The sequence below is a fragment of the Marinoscillum sp. genome, from assembly GCF_965229915.1.
Taxonomy (GTDB): Bacteria; Bacteroidota; Bacteroidia; order Cytophagales; family Cyclobacteriaceae; genus Marinoscillum.
The window spans coordinates 3,676,363-3,692,483 of sequence record NZ_CBDDJZ010000001.1; the positions used below are offsets into that span (position 1 = coordinate 3,676,363).

The window sequence follows — 16,121 nt, forward strand, 5'->3', positions numbered from 1 at the left end:
GTTTTTAGATTCATTATTGAATCAAAACTGTAAGAAACACTCCAACCAAAATAGTTTAATCTTTGAACAAAAGATATTTCCGGGTGAACGAATGAAAATCTCGGGTTTCCCTAATCGGCAAAACGCAAGGTGAATTCGGTGCCATCGTTGATCACTGAACGCACAGCAATGTTGCCCCGGTGGTTGCGCATGATTTGTTTGGAGAGGCTGAGTCCGATACCCGAACCGCTTTTTTTGGTGGTAAAAAATGGGATAAAGATTTTTTTGAGAGCCTCTTCATCAATGCCCGGACCATTGTCGCGGATGGAGATGTAAGCTCCACCTTCAGGCTTGATGTGCGCTTTCAGCCACAGTTTTTTGTCTCCTTCATGCTCATCGTGCTCTGCCAGTGCCTGGATGGCATTCTTTACAATATTGATGATCACCTGCTCAATCTGCTGCTCATCTATTTGAATGCACATATCAGCCGGTATATCCTGCTCTACACTGATGTCGTTTTCTTGCACGTCATTCTTCAGCAGTACCATCACGTGATCCATTAGCTCCTTCACATTCACTGTGGAGATGTTGGGCAGTGTGATGCGCGTCATGTTACGGAAGTCACTCACAAACTTGATCAGGCTATCACTGCGGCGATGGATAGTATGCAGTGCCATGTGGAAATCTTCGATGGAGTCATTAGCAATCCGATTCACATCCTGACCATTACTGAGCCATTCTTCCATTTCGGATTCGAGCGTCCGTGCTAATGAGGAAATTGGCGTTACACTATTCATGATTTCATGGGTCAGCACCCTAATGAGGTTCTGCCAGGCTTCCATTTCTTTTTCTTCCAGCTCGCTTTGGATGTTTTGCAGTGATATCAGCTTAAACTCCTTACCTCTAAGTGATAACTCTATGGCATAAATGGCTAGTTGAATTTCACCTTCGTCATTGCTTCGTGAGATCTTTACAAGGTCACGTCCTCCTGTACGTAGGTTTTTCAGTGCACCAATCAGATCTTCACTGACCACTTTCAATTGACGGACATTTTTGATTTGCTTGATGCCTAAAAGTGTCTTGGCCGCTGAATTAATGATTTGAATTTCACCTTCCTTGTCAAATGTTATGATGCCTATAGCTACATGTTGCACAATGGTTTTTAAGTACTGATAGTGCGCTTCTTTCTCTGCTCGGATATCCCTGAATTTGCGCATCACGGCGTTGAATTCCATGTAAAGATTATCCATGCTACTACCGGTTTTCTTTTCCGGATAGGTATGCGAGAAGTCATCCCATTGGATACTTTGTAGGAAGCTGATGACCTCCCGATTGGATTTTTCCAGAAAGTAATACAGGTAAAAACTCTGAATGACTGCCAACGTGAAAATCAGCAGTTTAGTGAATGTATAACTCTCCGTGTAATACAAACTGGCCAATAAGAAAATGGTCAGTCCAAGAAGTATGATTCGGCCTGCTAGCTGATATTTGAACTTCTTATAGACCATACTTCTCCAGTCTTCTGTAAAGCGATGCACGTGTCAGTCCCAGTTCCTTGGCAGCCTGAGAGATGTTGCCGTTGTGCTTGTTGATAGCACGCTGGATCACATTTTTCTCTACTTCATCCAGGTTAAAGTTGTTGGCTTCCACTGAGACATTTCCTTCTGGTTTTTGCGACAAAAAGAAAAAATCATCAGGCTGCAATGACGAAGAATCACTCATGATGATAGCGCGTTCGATGGCGTGCTGCAGCTCGCGAATATTGCCAGGCCAGTTGTACTTCTGCAGTTTTTTGATAGTAGCTGCAGACATTCCGTCGATGTGCTTACGGTACTTTTGGTTGTACATTTTCACGAAATGATCGGCGAGTAGCGGTATGTCTGACAAGCGATCTCTCAGTGGAGGAAGGTGTATTTCTACGGTATTGATTCGATAAAGTAGATCCTGCCGAAAGGTGTTCTCATGCACCATTTCATCAATTGGCAAATTGGTCGCGCATATCAGCCGAATGTCTATCGGAGTGGATTGATTAGACCCAATACGGGTGACTTCTCGCTTTTGCAATGCTGTCAACAGTTTGGATTGCAATGGCATGCTCAGATTGCCAATTTCGTCAAGGAAAAGGGTGCCACTATTGGCTACTTCAAAGCGCCCTGGTCGGTCCTCCTTAGCATCAGTAAAGGATCCTTTTTTATGCCCAAATAATTCACTTTCAAACAGTGACTCAGTTATGGCTCCCATGTCCACACCGATGAACACATTGTCCTTTCTTAGGGACTTCTGATGCACGGCACGAGCGATTAATTCTTTACCCGTACCGTTCTCACCCAGTATCAGGATGTTGGCATCCGTACCCGCCACTTTATCAATGATTTTAAAGACTTCCTTGATTTCATCACTGTCACCAATGATGTTTTTGAAGGCCAGATTGCTGTCTTCCTGTAATTGCTTACTGGTTTGCTTAAGCTGTGTTACCTCTTTGTAGGATTCTTTGAGTTTGGCAGCACTGTTTAGCGTCGCGATGAGTTTTTCATTTTGCCATGGTTTCAAGACAAAGTCCGTAGCACCTGCTTTCAGCGCTTTTACCGCCATCTCCACATCTCCAAAAGCAGTGATTAGTATGACAACAGCCTGTGGATCTTTGTCAAGAATTTGCTCCAGCCAGTAAAATCCTTCCTTTCCGGAAGTAATGTCCTTGCTGAAGTTCATGTCCAGGAGTATCAGATCGTAGGTGTCATTGTTGAGTAGAAAGGGGATTTTCTTTGGATTCTTTTCGATGATGACTTCTTTGGCGTGCTTTTTCAGCAGCATCTTAGCTGCGAGCAACACATCTTCATCATCGTCTATTATGAGTATTTTTCCTAGTTCTTTGTCCACGGTGTTATTGTTTTGAGGTGTTGTGTCCATAATAATGCCAAATCCTAAAAACCGCCATTTAGGTAAGTTATGGTCTGTTTTAGGAAAGTAAAGTGTACGTAAATGTACACCTTTAGCTGGAAAGGTGTGCTTATTCGTACATATTTAAATAGGACAAATAGGGGAGTCCTGCCACATAGGGGAGTTCTGCTTTTAGTTTCTGATACGTAATCAGGACTTTCAAGTATTTGATTTGTGACTCGATAAACTTATCCTGCTGGATGTTTAGTTTGAACAGGTCACTTTCACCATTTTCAATATTGAAAATCTCCGCATCCAAAAGTCGCTGGTAGTTAGCAGCCAGGTCAGCATATTGGCTGGTTAGCTGCTGGCTTGCGGTAAGCTCTGCATGTACTGACTTGATTTGCGCTCCTATTTGCTGCTGGGTTTGTAGTAGCTCATATCCGAGGCTTTCTATTTGCAGCTTTGATTTTTGTAGCTTTCCACGTTCCTTTCTCAATAAAATAGGGAATGAAAAATCCACACCAAGCTTATAATTCTCTCCTAAATCTATTGGCTCAAGTCCGGATGTACTGAATGGCGCATCGATAAAACTGTAACTCAGATCAATCTGTGGTTTCAAACTCTCCCGATTCCACTGTTGTTCAATCTCATACTGTCCTTGTTTGGCGCTGACCTTTTGGATTTCTGGGTGATTCTCAAAAGCCCAGATCACCACTTTATCCAGCGTACTGTCTTCTGGGATGATCCATAGGGAGCTTTCGGGTGAAGGAGTCATGTTTTCGGGAAGTTCTAGAGGCAAGCCTTCTTCGGACCAAAGATGAATTGACATAGCCAGTCGCGAATTGTTGAGTTGAACACCTGCATTGATATAGTCTGCTCTTCTGTTTTGATAAGTAATCTTGGCCTGTACGGTGTCTACCACGGCAGCTTCACCATATTCATAATCCAGCTTTACCCGACGGAATATCTCATCAGCGATCTGCATGCTTTGCTCCATGAGTACAAATTGCTCATAAGCAAAGTACCATTCCCAGTAGGATTTCACTATGGTGAAAAGCATTTTATTGCTCAACTTAATTTTTTCGGCTTCAGCTATGTCACTATACAATTTTGCCTGCTTGATCAGTGCTCTACGTTCGTCTATGAACAGTCCCTTGCCTATGGGAACGCTCACTCCAGCGCTCACCTGCCAGTAATCCTCACCAGGTGCTATATAGTCTTCTCTATTCAGGTATTCTCCAGAGCTTCTGGCTGCTTCGATCTTTGGATCGATGGGAAACCAAACGGGAATTTTCAGCGCACTGTAGAATTTGTTCCAGTACTCAGTGTCTTTGTAGTCTTTGAGGTTGTACGTAGAGGTAATTTTAGGATCCAATGTCCCCTTAGCCGTTCGTATTTCAGCTTCGGCGAATTGATCCTGCAATCCAGCCTGTTTAATGATCGGATGGTTTTTTCGGGCGAGTTCTAACACGTCATTCAGGTTGATCAGCAATGAATCCTGAGCATGACTTGATATACCCAACAACACAAGTGCTACAATGATCAGTTTCCTCATTTTTTTTGCGATTGCATTTTCACCTCACCATTCTCATAAATACTTGGCGGGAACCCATTGAGTTGTCGCCATAGCTCATACCAGATTGGCACGTCATTCAGCATCACCCAGCCTTTGATGCCGGATCCCATTCGTAGCTGTTCTGGCCAGTCTTCCTGATCTGGGTCTGGGGTCACCAGTATTCTGAAATAACCTGGCTTGCTCTCCACTCGATCGATGACTGAGACAATGCCACCAAACGTTCCCACAGAAACATTGGGCCAACCAGAAAACTGTAATGCCGGCCATCCGTCAAACTGGATTCTTACTGGCCTACCTTGGCTGATAAAAGGCAGGTCCATCGCCTTTACGTACATCTCCGCAGCCTTATCATTGGTTTCAGGCATGATGGTAGCCACAGCTTCTCCTTCTTTGATTGTCTGGCCAATACCAGCTTTTAGGGCTTTGACCATATAGCCACTTTGTGGAGCAATGATCTGGTATTGCTGATTCCGTATTTCCATGTTGGAATACTCATTGCGCATTTTGGTTAGGTTGGCTTCAGAGTCGTAGATGTCTGCTATGGTGGCTGATAAGTCTGATTGGGATTTGCTGATTTTATCCTGATACTCGGCTTCAATAGCGGATAGGTTCACCCGTGCATTGATCAGCTCTGCCTGACTTTGTAGCCATTTGTTTTCTGCAGATATGACCTTGGCATTGTCTGCCTGATACTTGGACTCCATCTCCTGAAACTTGGTCAGGGAGATGTTGCCAGCTTCATATCGTTTTTTGTTCCGTTCAAAGATGTTGGTGGCATTTCGGTAGTTGACCTGCTCTGCTTCAAAGCCGATGCTATCACTTTGCAGTTTGAGAGTGGCTTGTTTGAGTTTGTTCTCTGCTTGCCGCAACTTCATGATCCTGCCTTGTTTCAAGGCGGCTACCTGATTTTCCAACGCTTCCTGTTTTGCTCGCTTGGCTTCCAGTCCACTTTCTTTTGCGGCAATCTGTGCTGCCAGGCGCTCCAGCAATTTCGGATCAAAGAATTTTTCTTTGACTTCTGCCAGAGTGAGTACGGTATCACCGAAGTTGACAAATTCACCTTCACGTTTATTCCAATTGATTATTCTTCCAGCGATGGCTGTTTCCACGGTCTGAGGTCTGTTCTTAGGATGAAAAGCGGTCAGGCTGCCTGTTCCTCTAATGTTTTGCTGCCATGGTAAAAACATGGCTAGAAATGAGATTCCACCAATGACCAAAAGCACTCTCGCCAGGAGCCTGCCCATTCCGGGCGTTTTCAAAGTACGCAATGAATAGAAGTCTCCTTCTTTCAGGAAATCTGCGTCTTTATTGTTAGAAATATTCAACATATCAATAAATCTTTTGGACAATAGATTCGTTTTTAATCACATTCTCGAAGCTGTCATCTGCTATTATTTCTCCCTCTTCCATATAAATGACACGATCTACCGCTGACATCACCAGTGGATCATTGGAAACAACAATCAAGGTCCATTTATTGGCAGGGTCAGTTAGCATCTTTATGAGATGTAAACGATCGAATTTTTGAAAATTCCCAAAGAAATCATTCAATATTAGGAGAGCTGGGTCCTTGGCCAGACATCTGGCTAAGATCATTTTGTTGATAAAAGAGCTGCTGAAACCTTTACCTCCACTGAGGATTTCGCTATTAAATCCATTTGGTAATTGATAGAGTTGATCAGTTAACCCTACTTTTTCAATGGCGGTGATCGCATCATCCATGCTGGCAAAAGGTTTTCCAACCAGGATATTATCTATTACCGAACCTTCAAAAATATCCTCTTGAGAGACATTTTTTCCAATTCGATCACGCAAATAGGTCATGTCCAGATCCCGAAGATTGTACCTGTTGTATTTCATGATCCCCTCGTATTCTGTGTGAATACCTGCTATGGCATTGGTCAGCGTGGTTTTACCTGAACCAATTCCTCCTGCAATGCAGATTCTCTCACCGGCCTCCATTTTTAAGTTAATGTTCTTCAGAGAGGGACGTGTGTTACCTGGATACTTATAACTAAGGTCTTTAATCTCAACAGATATTCCCGATTCTTTAATCTGGGATTTTGGAATGTCGATTCCTCCTGATGGCTCTAGCGGTAAGTCGGTGACATGCGCAATTTTATCTACTGCAGTCAGCATATCATACACTACATCCATGTACATGATGATTTTTTCGACGGAGTTCAGTATTAGAATGATGATGACCTCAGCTGCTACGAACTGTCCAAGGGTTATCTCTCTATTTACCACTAGAATAGTACCTATTATCAGCAAACCGCCAGTGACAACTGCTTTAAACAGGAGTACATAACTGTATTGTGTGATCAGTACTTTGAAGTGTTGGCTTCTGTTCTTTAGGTAGTTGTTGACATTGTAGTCCGTCTTCTTAATAGGTAAAGTAGTATTACCAGATAGTTTAAATGAGTAAAGTGTCCGCGCCATTTCTTCCAGCCAATACACCACCTTGTATTTGTATTTAGACTCTATGATGGAGGACCTTAAGCCCTTTGGGCCTGTCAGGTAAAAAATACCAAAGAGAATGGATAAGAGTACTATTCCAAAGAAAACGAAGAATGGGTGATAGAATGAAAGAAGAAGTAATCCAAAGAGAATCTGAATGGCACCGGTTGATAAATCAATAAGGAGTTTTGGCAGACCTTTTTGCAAGGTCAATACATCAAAGAACCTGTTCATCAATTCGGGTACATGGAGGTTCAAAACGGATTCCATTTTGATTCTGGGTACACGAAAAGCAAACTCGAAAGCTGCTTTGGTGAAGACTCTTCTTTGCAAATACTCGACAATGGTAATCTGAAATACCTGCAAAACACCAGTGCCAAGTACCGCCAGAATAACGAAGGCAATGAGAACATAGACTGAGCTGAATACAACTCCCCCACTAATCAGCTCTACTGCTGCCTGAATACCCAAAGGTAAGCTTAGACTCAGCAAGCCGATTAATGCAGCATAAACATAGACGTAGAAAATGTCTCTCTTTTCAGCTGAGAGTAATCTATAAAGTCTTTTCAGTGGGGAAATGTATTTGGCATATTCTTTAGTCGAATCCTGATCACTGACTAAAGATTGATAGTCAAACACAGATAAGAATATAACTTCCAGTTGATCAGTACACGCCAGGTCTAGCTCCTCCAGATTAGTTGCCAGCCAGCTCTCTGTTTCCTTGGTCCTGATTCGTCGGAGATCATATTTATTTCCTTTCCTGCTAATTAGAACTGGGGCTAGCTCGTCATCTTTTGCGAAAACAATGATAGGGGAGGCATGTACTTTCATGAACTCTTTGAAAGACTTTTCTGGCAAGTGTTTTTCCAGCATAATCATACCAGATTCACTACCTGCTTCTACCAAGTCTCGAATGAACTCCACCAATTCTTCATTTTCATAAATGCGATCGAGAGAATCAGTTCCAGTAAGAATAGCACTATCCGCATCTATATTCAGAACGGCGGAACACTCTTGAATAGTTTTGAGGATTTGTAGGTTATTCATGCTTCAATGGTTTTGAAGATTAAGTTCTTTAGAAAATGATAATTCGCTGAGTAGGGGTCCTCTAGCTCACTTAATTCGGTGAGTGATGGTAAGTGTTCGCCAAAGAAGATTTGTTGGTTGGATGCCTCCAGGGCTGTAGATGCCAACGCATGAGAAAAGTTAAAGTTGGGGTTGATTTTTAGAATCAATCCCGCTATTTGTTCACAGAGCGCCTTATAGCCTCTGAACAGCCCTCTTTGATTGTCTTTATCCACTTGTTTGGTCAAATAGGTCTTGTCAGATTCTGCGATCACAATTTTATTTAATGCCTCTTCATCTATATCAGGAAATGTGTCGTCAGGCACTTTTTTCTCGGTGATCAGGTGAATGATTTTGTCAAGTTTCTGATGTGCATCATGCAGGTGGTGAGTTTCATATTGGATTTTATACTCCAGCCAGGCCCAGTACCAGGAGATCAGGTAGACAAGTAAACGGTGCTTGTTATCAAAGTACCTATAGATAGATGCTTCAGTAGATTCAATGCGCTTGGATAACTTTTTGAAGGTGAATGCTTCAAAACCAAGCTCACTGATCATCTTGATGCTTTCCAGCACAATCTTCTTACCTAGTTCAGTTGATTGCGGATCTTTGCAGTACAAATTACCGCTCAGCTGAATTTGAATGGTTGACATGATACTATTACTTTCATTGATGATAGTAAAGCTATCAACTTTTTTCGGCAAAGAATGTTTGTTCGCTTTTATTTTTCATAAAAAAGGTTAATTTTGATATTCTATTAGTCCTTTTATTTTGAGTTTTTGATCTTTAGGTTCAATCCGGGAGCGGGTTGGACCTTTTTTTATGTCCGCTTGCGTACACATCCTGTTCCATTCTGTACAAACTCTATCTCAAAAGGTATACCCATAATTTTTTAAATAGCTGATAATCAGATCGATAACTTTATTGGCATTCAAATTGGCATAGGGTGGACAGACTTTACAAAAATTATGGACCGAAAGATTCAAAAGAAAAAATGGACGCTTAAGCGTATCGCGGCCTGGGGTGGAGCAGGCTTATTTGTAGCATTTGTTTTATACAGTTTCATCTTTGCAGAAGGTGGATCTCGCCTCAACGTGGAAAAGGAGAAGGTAAACATCGCCACAGTAGTGGAGGGAGAATTCCGCGAATTCATTCCCGTGGATGGAACAGTGCTACCAATCAAAACGATCCGACTAGATGCCATTGAAGGTGGTGTGGTTGAAAAAAAGTACTATGAAGGTGGTATCGTTGTAGATAAAGGAGATACCATACTCAAGTTGTCCAATAATGATTTACTTCAAAACTTCGTAAGGGAGGAAACACAAGCGTTTAGACTAGTAAACGAACTGGAGAATACAAAACTTAGCCTCAAACGAAATCAGTTTGATCTGAGAAGAAATCTCAATGAGCTGAAATACCAGATAGATGCCGCTAAAGATGCTTATGAGCGTGGTAAGAAACTTTATGATGAAGATAAAATCATCTCGGAGCAAGAATTCTTAAACCTGAAGAGAGAATATCAACGTCTGGTGGACAATCGTGAAATCCAGATCGAGTCGGCACGTTTTGATTCGCTAAACGCCCGATTGCAAATTGCTCAGGCAGAAGCTACGCTACAGCGTACTCGGGATAACCTTCAAATGATTAAGAAGAACCTGGATAATCTGTACATCAAAGCTCCAATCTCTGGTCGACTGAGTACGGTAAATGCCGAGGTAGGGGAGTCAATCTCCTCCGGTCAAAACATTGGACAGATAGATGATCTTAACGGTTTCAAGGTGCGCGCTTCTATTGATGAGCATTACATCGCTAGAATTTACGAAGGACTGAGAGGTTCCTTTCCATTTGCTGGGAATGACTATGCACTGGAAATTACTAAAGTGTACCCAGAGGTAGCCAACGGCTTATTTGCTGTGGATATGGCACTGACAGATACGATACCTCAGGGAATCAGACGTGGACAAACCCTCCAAATAAGGCTGCAGCTAAGTGAGAACATTACCGCTGTACAAATACCTAGAGGCAGCTTCTATCAAACTACAGGCGGTAACTGGATCTTCGTGCTAGACGATGGAGAAAGTGAAGCCGTGAGAAGAGATATTCGATTGGGCAGGCAGAACCCTCGTTTCTATGAAGTAATAGAAGGGTTGCAACCTGGGGAGAAAGTAGTAGTCTCTTCCTACGAAGGTTATGAAGATAAAGACAAACTGATATTAAAATAAACTCAAGTAATAGGATCATATACAACAACTAAACTTTAAACTAATGGAAAACGCAAAAGCTTTAATCAAAACAGTCGGACTGAAAAAGTTCTACTACACGGACGAAATAGAAACTACCGCACTAGCTGGTGTGAATCTGGAAGTGAAAACCGGTGAGTTTGTGGCCATCATGGGACCATCAGGTTGTGGTAAGTCTACCTTGCTAAACATCATCGGTCTTCTTGATAATCCATCTGAAGGTGAATTTCATTTTACCGACCAGGAAATCTCAACCTACTCTGAGAGAAAGCGCGCAGAATTAAGAAAAGCCAATATTGGTTTCGTATTCCAGAGCTTTAACCTGATCGATGAACTCACAGTTTATGAAAACATCGAATTGCCATTGATCTATTTAAAGTACTCTTCTTCGGAGAGAAAGAAACGAGTAGAGGAGGTAATGGAGCAGATGAAAATCATGCACAGAAGAAATCACTTCCCACAGCAGCTCTCAGGTGGTCAGCAGCAGCGTGTGGCGATCTCCAGAGCAGTAGTAGCTAAGCCTAAGCTAATCCTTGCCGATGAGCCTACTGGTAACCTGGATTCAGCCAATGGACAGGAAGTGATGAACCTGTTGACTGAGCTGAACGAGAATGGAACAACCGTGGTAATGGTAACGCACTCACCAATTGATGCAGAATATGCTCATAGAGTGATTCACTTGTTTGACGGACAGATTGTGTCTGAGAACATGAATGCAAAAGACAACGCATTAGTTTAATTACTGTTGTATGCTAGGGCCGACCGCTCCCGGGAGGCCCTTTTTTTACTTTCTTAAAAATCAAAAACTCGCGATGAGGACTTTCTTATTTGCCCTATGTACGGTCATTGCTGGTGCAGCATATTCTCAGGAGCAAGATGTAGTTGAACTGGGTCTGGATGACTGTATCAACACTGCTTTGGAGCGCAACATCACCCTGAAACAAACCCGAAATAATCAGTTGATAGCCGAATCAAACCGATTTCAATCAATCATGAATTTTTTTCCTACGCTATCTGCCGGCATTAATTATGATTATTTCTTTGGTAACTTTTTTGATACCAATGCAGCCCGGCAGGTTTCAGAGACCACCAATAGTTCCAACCCGAATCTTTCCTCCAGAGTGGTACTTTTCAATGGGTTCTCCAACCACTTCTTACTGAAACAAAGAAAGAATGAACTGGATGCCGCCATTCAAACTACTGAGAGTACTAAAAGAAATATTGAGAGTTTAATCCTAGGTTCTTATTTGACTGTCATTCTTGACAAGGAAAACATCAAGATTGCCAGAGAGCGAGTGGATCTTCTAGAGGCTCAGTTGGATCGTGAAAAGAAACGAGAGTCAGTTGGTGTGGGTAGTCTTGAGTCAGTGTACAACTTCCAAGGGCAACTAGCTAACCAAAAATTGACACTTAACAACTTGGAAAACACGCTCCAAAGAGACTTATTGACCCTATTTCAGGCGATGGCTTTGGATCCGAATGAAGAGTACGAAGTGCTCGCCTACCAGGTCAATGAGGAGGACCTATTATTGGATGTAGCCAGCTTTGATGAGGTGCTGGAGGAGTCACTTTCAAATAGCCCAGCTCTAATGGCGGCCCGATCCAGTTTCAATGCCTCCAAATACAGACTAAAGTCTGCCAGGGCACAGCGATTGCCTACCATTTCAGCTACTGGTGTTATAGGATCTAATTATTCATCAAATGGAGCTAGAAATCCATCTACAGGTGAAGTTGAAGCCAATGCAACATTCTTTGATCAAATGGATTACAACTCGTTCGAGTACCTCAATTTTTCCATGAATATTCCAATCTTTACAAGGTTCCAGACGACCAATGCGGTTCAAACTGCTAAGGTGAATATGATCAATGCTGAATTGGATGTAGCTCAGGCGCTTGTTAATGTGACCAATACGGTACAGTCAGTTTATCTGGATTTGGTAACTGCCCAACAAACTTACCGATCAGCTAAAGAAAACCTTGAAGCTACTTCTCAAACCTTCGAGTTTATGAAGAAGCGATTTGAAACGGGTAACACCGATTTTTATACCTATCTGGAAAGTCTTAACAATAAGAACAGAGCTGAGCTAGAGCTGGTCAACGCCAAATACAGTATTGTGTTCAGACAAAAAATATTAGAGCTCTACCGGAGCTCACAGTCTTCTGAAAACTAATATCTGACTTTTTTTGAAGAAATAGTAAGAACTATCACCTTTGACTAACCCATCAAAAGCTCCATCTGGAGCTTTTGTTGTTTCCGCATCATTGGGGTTAAACGGGTCCAATTTTATAATGCCTTCATCGCAGTGAAACAGCAGCTTTCCAGCATCAATTTGGAAATGGTTTACATTGGTGTATTCCAGCTCCGTTAGCAAGTTGCCAAACTGATCAAAAATGTAGATACCTTCCTCTCGATCACTGATGATCACCAGGTTCTGATAGGCACGGATATGTGTCACATTTTCCACATCAATATCAAGTGGGTTGGCAAATAATAGCCGCTTTGTTTGGAGGTTGTATTTACGCAACTCGTTATAACTGCTCGTTAGTACCCACAGACTGTTGTCTATTCCTGGTGTGCACTCGTAGACCAGCTCATCAGAGTACTCAGAAAGATCATACGAATTAGACACGGTATTGAAGCGGTCCAGATAATAGAATTCTTGAGGATTGCGATAGAATAAAAACACCTTCATTCTGTTCCAGGCTTCTACTGAAGTTAGTTTGAAGTTGGCTATTGCTGAGTAAAATTCGCTCTGGTCTTTTCCCTCATATCGGTACAGGTTACCCGAGATGGTACCTACGTACAGTTGATTTTGATTGTCGATGGAGTAGCTCGTCATACGTTCTTTCAGCGAAATAGTGTCCACCGCCTGCCATTCCTGGGCATTTGCATTAAATGCTAGAACTAAAATCACTAAGAAACCATATGCTTTATTCGTCATAGATTTTTGGAGTTACATCTGTGGCGCTGATTTCAATATAACGAGAATTTTGGAACCACTCTCCCAGATTGTAGTAGGTGGCATGTTCGCCGATAAGCATGTCAAGAATTAAATGCCGATGACCAAAGAGGTAATAGTCGTGATGATGATCTGACTCCACCTGCTTGCAATGGATAACCAATGGCTCATTTTCCCCTAAAAAGGGGTCTTCATACTGCTTGCTATGTCCAGACCATGCCTTGGCCAGTCGAATACCGATATCAGGATGAAGCCATCTAAAGGCCCATTGGGCCAGGGTGTTATTGAATATACTTTTAAAGAATTTGAATTTTCGGTCTCCTGGTCCTAGACCATCACCATGTCCAATTTGAATTTTGTTAGCACCAATCTCGAACGACACAGGCTCTTTATAGATAAGGATATCGAGTTCTTTTTCGAAGTAGTCAAACATCCATAGATCATGATTGCCAATGAAGAAAATGATGTCGATATCTAGTTGGCGCAGTTCTGCTAGCTTACCCATGAACCGGAGAAAACCTTTTGGAACCACTTCTTTGTATTCGAACCAAAAGTCAAAAATGTCACCAGCAAAGATGAATGCTTCGGCATCTCCTTTCACCGAATCGATCCAACGATTGATTTTCTCTTCACGTGATTGGCTAGCTTTCAAGTTGGGGCTGCCCAGGTGAAAATCACTTGCCACATAGATGCGTTTCTCCGGGCTTAGGTTTCTGTAGGTTTGATTCATAAAAAAAGGGAGCTGAATCCAGCTCCCCAATATAATCAATGTTAAGAATCGTATTACTTGTTATCCTCTTCTAGTTCTTCTTCTATTGAATCTTCACTAGCATCGGACTTGCGAGGTTTATCTTGTTGCTCGTCCTCTACTTCCGATCGGATATTTGCCTTGATCTTTTCGATATTATCCGCCTTCTTTTTGGCTTCTTTGGCTTCTTCCTCTTCACGCTCATCATTGATGTTTTTATTCTGCGTGAATTGCTCGTAAGTCGTTTGGTGTGCAAAAGGTCGCTTACCGATCAATTCTTCCAAATCCGCTTGGAAGATGATTTCTTTTTCGAGAAGCTTTTGAGCCACAACTTCCAACTCATTGCTTCTTTCTTTTAGCAACTTCTTGGTGTGGTCATATGCTTCATCTATCAGTTTTTTGACTTCCTTGTCGATCAGTTCAGCTGTAGCTTCAGAATACGGCTTCTGGAAGTTGTACTCCGACTGCTTACTGTCATAATAAGATACATTTCCAATCTTATCATTCATACCATAGATAGTCACAATGCTGTAAGCAACTTTCGTGATTCTTTCCAAATCACTTAGAGCTCCTGTGGAGATTTTTCCGAAGATCAACTCCTCTGCTGCTCTACCTCCCAGTGCCATGCACATCTCGTCAAACAACTGTTCCGTTTGATAAAGAAACTGCTCTTTTGGTAGATATTGGGCATATCCCAACGCAGCCACACCTCTGGGTACAATACTTACCTTCACCAATGGATCAGCATGCTCCAGGAACCAGCCAGCTACTGCGTGACCAGCTTCGTGGTAGGCTACAATCTTTTTCTCTTCTGGAGAGATGATTTTGTTTTTCTTTTCAAGACCACCTATTACCCGGTCGATAGCGTCTTGAAAATCCTGCATGTCCACGTGTTTCTTGTCTCTTCGTGCGGCAATCAATGCTGCCTCGTTACACACGTTGGCAATTTCTGCACCGGCGAATCCTGGCGTTTGAGCTGCCAATTTCTTAGCATCTACAGCTTCCTGAATTTTGATCGGTTTCAGGTGTACTTTGAAGATTGCTTCCCTACCTATGATATCCGGTTTGTCAATACTTATTTGTCTATCAAAGCGTCCAGGTCTCAAAAGAGCAGAATCCAGAACATCTGGTCGGTTAGTTGCTGCGAGGATGATAACTCCCGAATCGGTGGAGAATCCATCCATTTCTACCAGCAGCGAGTTCAATGTGTTTTCGCGTTCGTCGTTAGATCCAGGCATCTGACCTTTTCCTCTGGATCTACCAATGGCATCAATTTCATCGATGAAGACGATACATGGTGCTTTCTCCTTAGCTTGCTTGAATAAGTCTCTTACTCTGGCAGCACCCACACCCACAAACATCTCCACAAAGTCAGAACCAGATAGGGTGAAGAATGGAACCCCAGCTTCTCCAGCTACCGCTTTGGCAAGTAAGGTCTTACCTGTTCCCGGAGGGCCTACAAGCAAGGCGCCTTTAGGAATTTTACCACCCAGGTTCGTGAATTTGCCTGGGTTTTTCAAAAACTCCACGATCTCACGAATCTCTTCCTTAGCTTCCTCCAAACCTGCAGCGTCATTGAAAGTGATTTTCACTTTGTTTTCCGCATCAAACAGAGCCGCACGAGACTTGCCAATATTGAAGATTTGCCCACCTGGGCCACCACCTCCGGTCATTCTTCGCATAAGGAACCAGAATCCAAAGATGATTAGGAAGATGAATCCCCAATTCAAAAAGATGGAGGTAAAGTCCTGACGTTCGTCTGATTCAAGGCTAATCTGTTGGTCCTCAGGCAGCTGAGCCATGAGCTCTTCAAATTTCTTATCGAAAATCTCTGGACTAATCACTTTGAATTGATAATGAGGCCCCGTATTTCCAGATGAAAAAGGAGACTGCTCCTCCAGATCAATTTTGTATTTGGTGTTTTGCAGTGCCTCAGGTTTGAGAGTAACCTCTACCACATCCTGATTTTTGATTAGCACTACTCGCTTCACATCATTGGCCAATACCATGTCCTCAAATCGCTTCATTGGAATGGTCTTGGCAGAATTGCTTCTTGTGAAATATGAAAATCCAAACACGACCGTGATTAGTACTACGATAATCAGTAGCTGATAATTAGGTCTGTTTGGCTTACCGCCCATCATTGGCTTTTGTTGTCTCGGTTTATCCGCCATTACTTATATATCCTCAAATGTTTATTCCTACAACGCTCA

General features: G+C 42.5%; 12 protein-coding genes. 3 read left to right on the forward strand and 9 right to left on the reverse strand.

Translation table 11 applies throughout. The annotated features are described in order from the left end of the window. Positions 1–110: 110 nt before the first annotated feature. The 6 genes from ACO067_RS15680 to ACO067_RS15705 all read right to left on the reverse strand — a co-directional run bounded on the left by ACO067_RS15680 (position 111) and on the right by ACO067_RS15705 (position 8,613). Positions 111–1,517 carry a sensor histidine kinase gene (locus tag ACO067_RS15680; RefSeq protein ID WP_421875657.1) on the reverse strand — a complete coding sequence of 469 codons (1,407 nt, stop codon included), beginning with the start codon at positions 1,515–1,517 and terminating at the stop codon, positions 111–113. Then, the gene (locus ACO067_RS15685) at positions 1,477–2,886 is read right to left on the reverse strand and encodes a sigma-54-dependent transcriptional regulator (RefSeq protein ID WP_421875659.1); all 1,410 of its coding nucleotides are present in this window, start codon (positions 2,884–2,886) and stop codon (positions 1,477–1,479) included. The genes ACO067_RS15680 and ACO067_RS15685 overlap by 41 nt, the downstream gene beginning before the upstream one ends. Positions 2,887–2,986: 100 nt before the next feature. Further along, complete coding sequence (locus ACO067_RS15690; RefSeq protein WP_421875661.1) at positions 2,987–4,414, reverse strand: TolC family protein; 1,428 nt, start codon at positions 4,412–4,414, stop codon at positions 2,987–2,989. Further along, complete coding sequence (locus tag ACO067_RS15695) at positions 4,411–5,763, reverse strand: HlyD family secretion protein (protein ID WP_421875663.1); 1,353 nt, start codon at positions 5,761–5,763, stop codon at positions 4,411–4,413. Before ACO067_RS15695 ends, ACO067_RS15690 begins: the two co-directional genes overlap by 4 nt. 1 nt (position 5,764) lies before the next feature. After that, positions 5,765–7,942, reverse strand: a complete 2,178-nt coding sequence (locus tag ACO067_RS15700; RefSeq protein WP_421875665.1) for a peptidase domain-containing ABC transporter — start codon at positions 7,940–7,942, stop codon at positions 5,765–5,767. Further along, the gene (locus ACO067_RS15705) at positions 7,939–8,613 is read right to left on the reverse strand and encodes a TetR/AcrR family transcriptional regulator (protein WP_421875667.1); all 675 of its coding nucleotides are present in this window, start codon (positions 8,611–8,613) and stop codon (positions 7,939–7,941) included. Before ACO067_RS15705 ends, ACO067_RS15700 begins: the two co-directional genes overlap by 4 nt. A 315-nt stretch (positions 8,614–8,928) precedes the next feature. Between ACO067_RS15705 and ACO067_RS15710 the strand changes: the two genes are divergently transcribed. The 3 genes from ACO067_RS15710 to ACO067_RS15720 all read left to right on the forward strand — a co-directional run bounded on the left by ACO067_RS15710 (position 8,929) and on the right by ACO067_RS15720 (position 12,371). Further along, a complete protein-coding gene (locus ACO067_RS15710) occupies positions 8,929–10,182 on the forward strand; it encodes an efflux RND transporter periplasmic adaptor subunit (RefSeq protein WP_421875670.1) in 1,254 nt (417 codons plus the stop codon). Positions 10,183–10,225: 43 nt separating this feature from the next. After that, positions 10,226–10,939: an ABC transporter ATP-binding protein gene (locus ACO067_RS15715; protein WP_421875672.1), complete on the forward strand. Its 714-nt coding sequence runs from the start codon at positions 10,226–10,228 to the stop codon at positions 10,937–10,939. Between the two features lie 73 nt (positions 10,940–11,012). Beyond that, the gene (locus ACO067_RS15720) at positions 11,013–12,371 is read left to right on the forward strand and encodes a TolC family protein (RefSeq protein ID WP_421875674.1); all 1,359 of its coding nucleotides are present in this window, start codon (positions 11,013–11,015) and stop codon (positions 12,369–12,371) included. Here the strand turns inward: ACO067_RS15720 and ACO067_RS15725 are convergent. The 3 genes from ACO067_RS15725 to ftsH are packed head-to-tail and all read right to left on the reverse strand — an operon-like array spanning position 12,351 to position 16,082. Then, a complete protein-coding gene (locus ACO067_RS15725; protein ID WP_421875676.1) occupies positions 12,351–13,142 on the reverse strand; it encodes a hypothetical protein in 792 nt (263 codons plus the stop codon). The two genes, ACO067_RS15720 and ACO067_RS15725, sit on opposite strands and share 21 nt — an antisense overlap. Next, positions 13,132–13,890 carry a UDP-2,3-diacylglucosamine diphosphatase gene (locus ACO067_RS15730; protein WP_421875678.1) on the reverse strand — a complete coding sequence of 253 codons (759 nt, stop codon included), beginning with the start codon at positions 13,888–13,890 and terminating at the stop codon, positions 13,132–13,134. Before ACO067_RS15730 ends, ACO067_RS15725 begins: the two co-directional genes overlap by 11 nt. Positions 13,891–13,943: 53 nt before the next feature. Beyond that, a complete protein-coding gene (gene ftsH, locus ACO067_RS15735; RefSeq protein ID WP_421875680.1) occupies positions 13,944–16,082 on the reverse strand; it encodes an ATP-dependent zinc metalloprotease FtsH in 2,139 nt (712 codons plus the stop codon). Positions 16,083–16,121: the final 39 nt, after the last annotated feature.

Excerpts from the sequence above, each read along its gene's own strand:
- ACO067_RS15690 (WP_421875661.1), bottom strand. The coding sequence starts at position 4,414 with ATGAGGAAACTGATCATTGTAGCACTTGTGTTGTTGGGTATATCAAGT.
- ACO067_RS15705 (WP_421875667.1), bottom strand. The coding sequence starts at position 8,613 with ATGTCAACCATTCAAATTCAGCTGAGCGGTAATTTGTACTGCAAAGAT.
- ACO067_RS15685 (WP_421875659.1), bottom strand. The coding sequence starts at position 2,886 with ATGGACACAACACCTCAAAACAATAACACCGTGGACAAAGAACTAGGA.
- ACO067_RS15710 (WP_421875670.1), top strand. The coding sequence starts at position 8,929 with ATGGACCGAAAGATTCAAAAGAAAAAATGGACGCTTAAGCGTATCGCG.
- ACO067_RS15730 (WP_421875678.1), bottom strand. The coding sequence starts at position 13,890 with ATGAATCAAACCTACAGAAACCTAAGCCCGGAGAAACGCATCTATGTG.
- ACO067_RS15700 (WP_421875665.1), bottom strand. The coding sequence starts at position 7,942 with ATGAATAACCTACAAATCCTCAAAACTATTCAAGAGTGTTCCGCCGTT.
- ACO067_RS15720 (WP_421875674.1), top strand. The coding sequence starts at position 11,013 with ATGAGGACTTTCTTATTTGCCCTATGTACGGTCATTGCTGGTGCAGCA.
- ACO067_RS15715 (WP_421875672.1), top strand. The coding sequence starts at position 10,226 with ATGGAAAACGCAAAAGCTTTAATCAAAACAGTCGGACTGAAAAAGTTC.
- ACO067_RS15695 (WP_421875663.1), bottom strand. The coding sequence starts at position 5,763 with ATGTTGAATATTTCTAACAATAAAGACGCAGATTTCCTGAAAGAAGGA.
- ftsH (WP_421875680.1), bottom strand. The coding sequence starts at position 16,082 with ATGGCGGATAAACCGAGACAACAAAAGCCAATGATGGGCGGTAAGCCA.
- ACO067_RS15725 (WP_421875676.1), bottom strand. The coding sequence starts at position 13,142 with ATGACGAATAAAGCATATGGTTTCTTAGTGATTTTAGTTCTAGCATTT.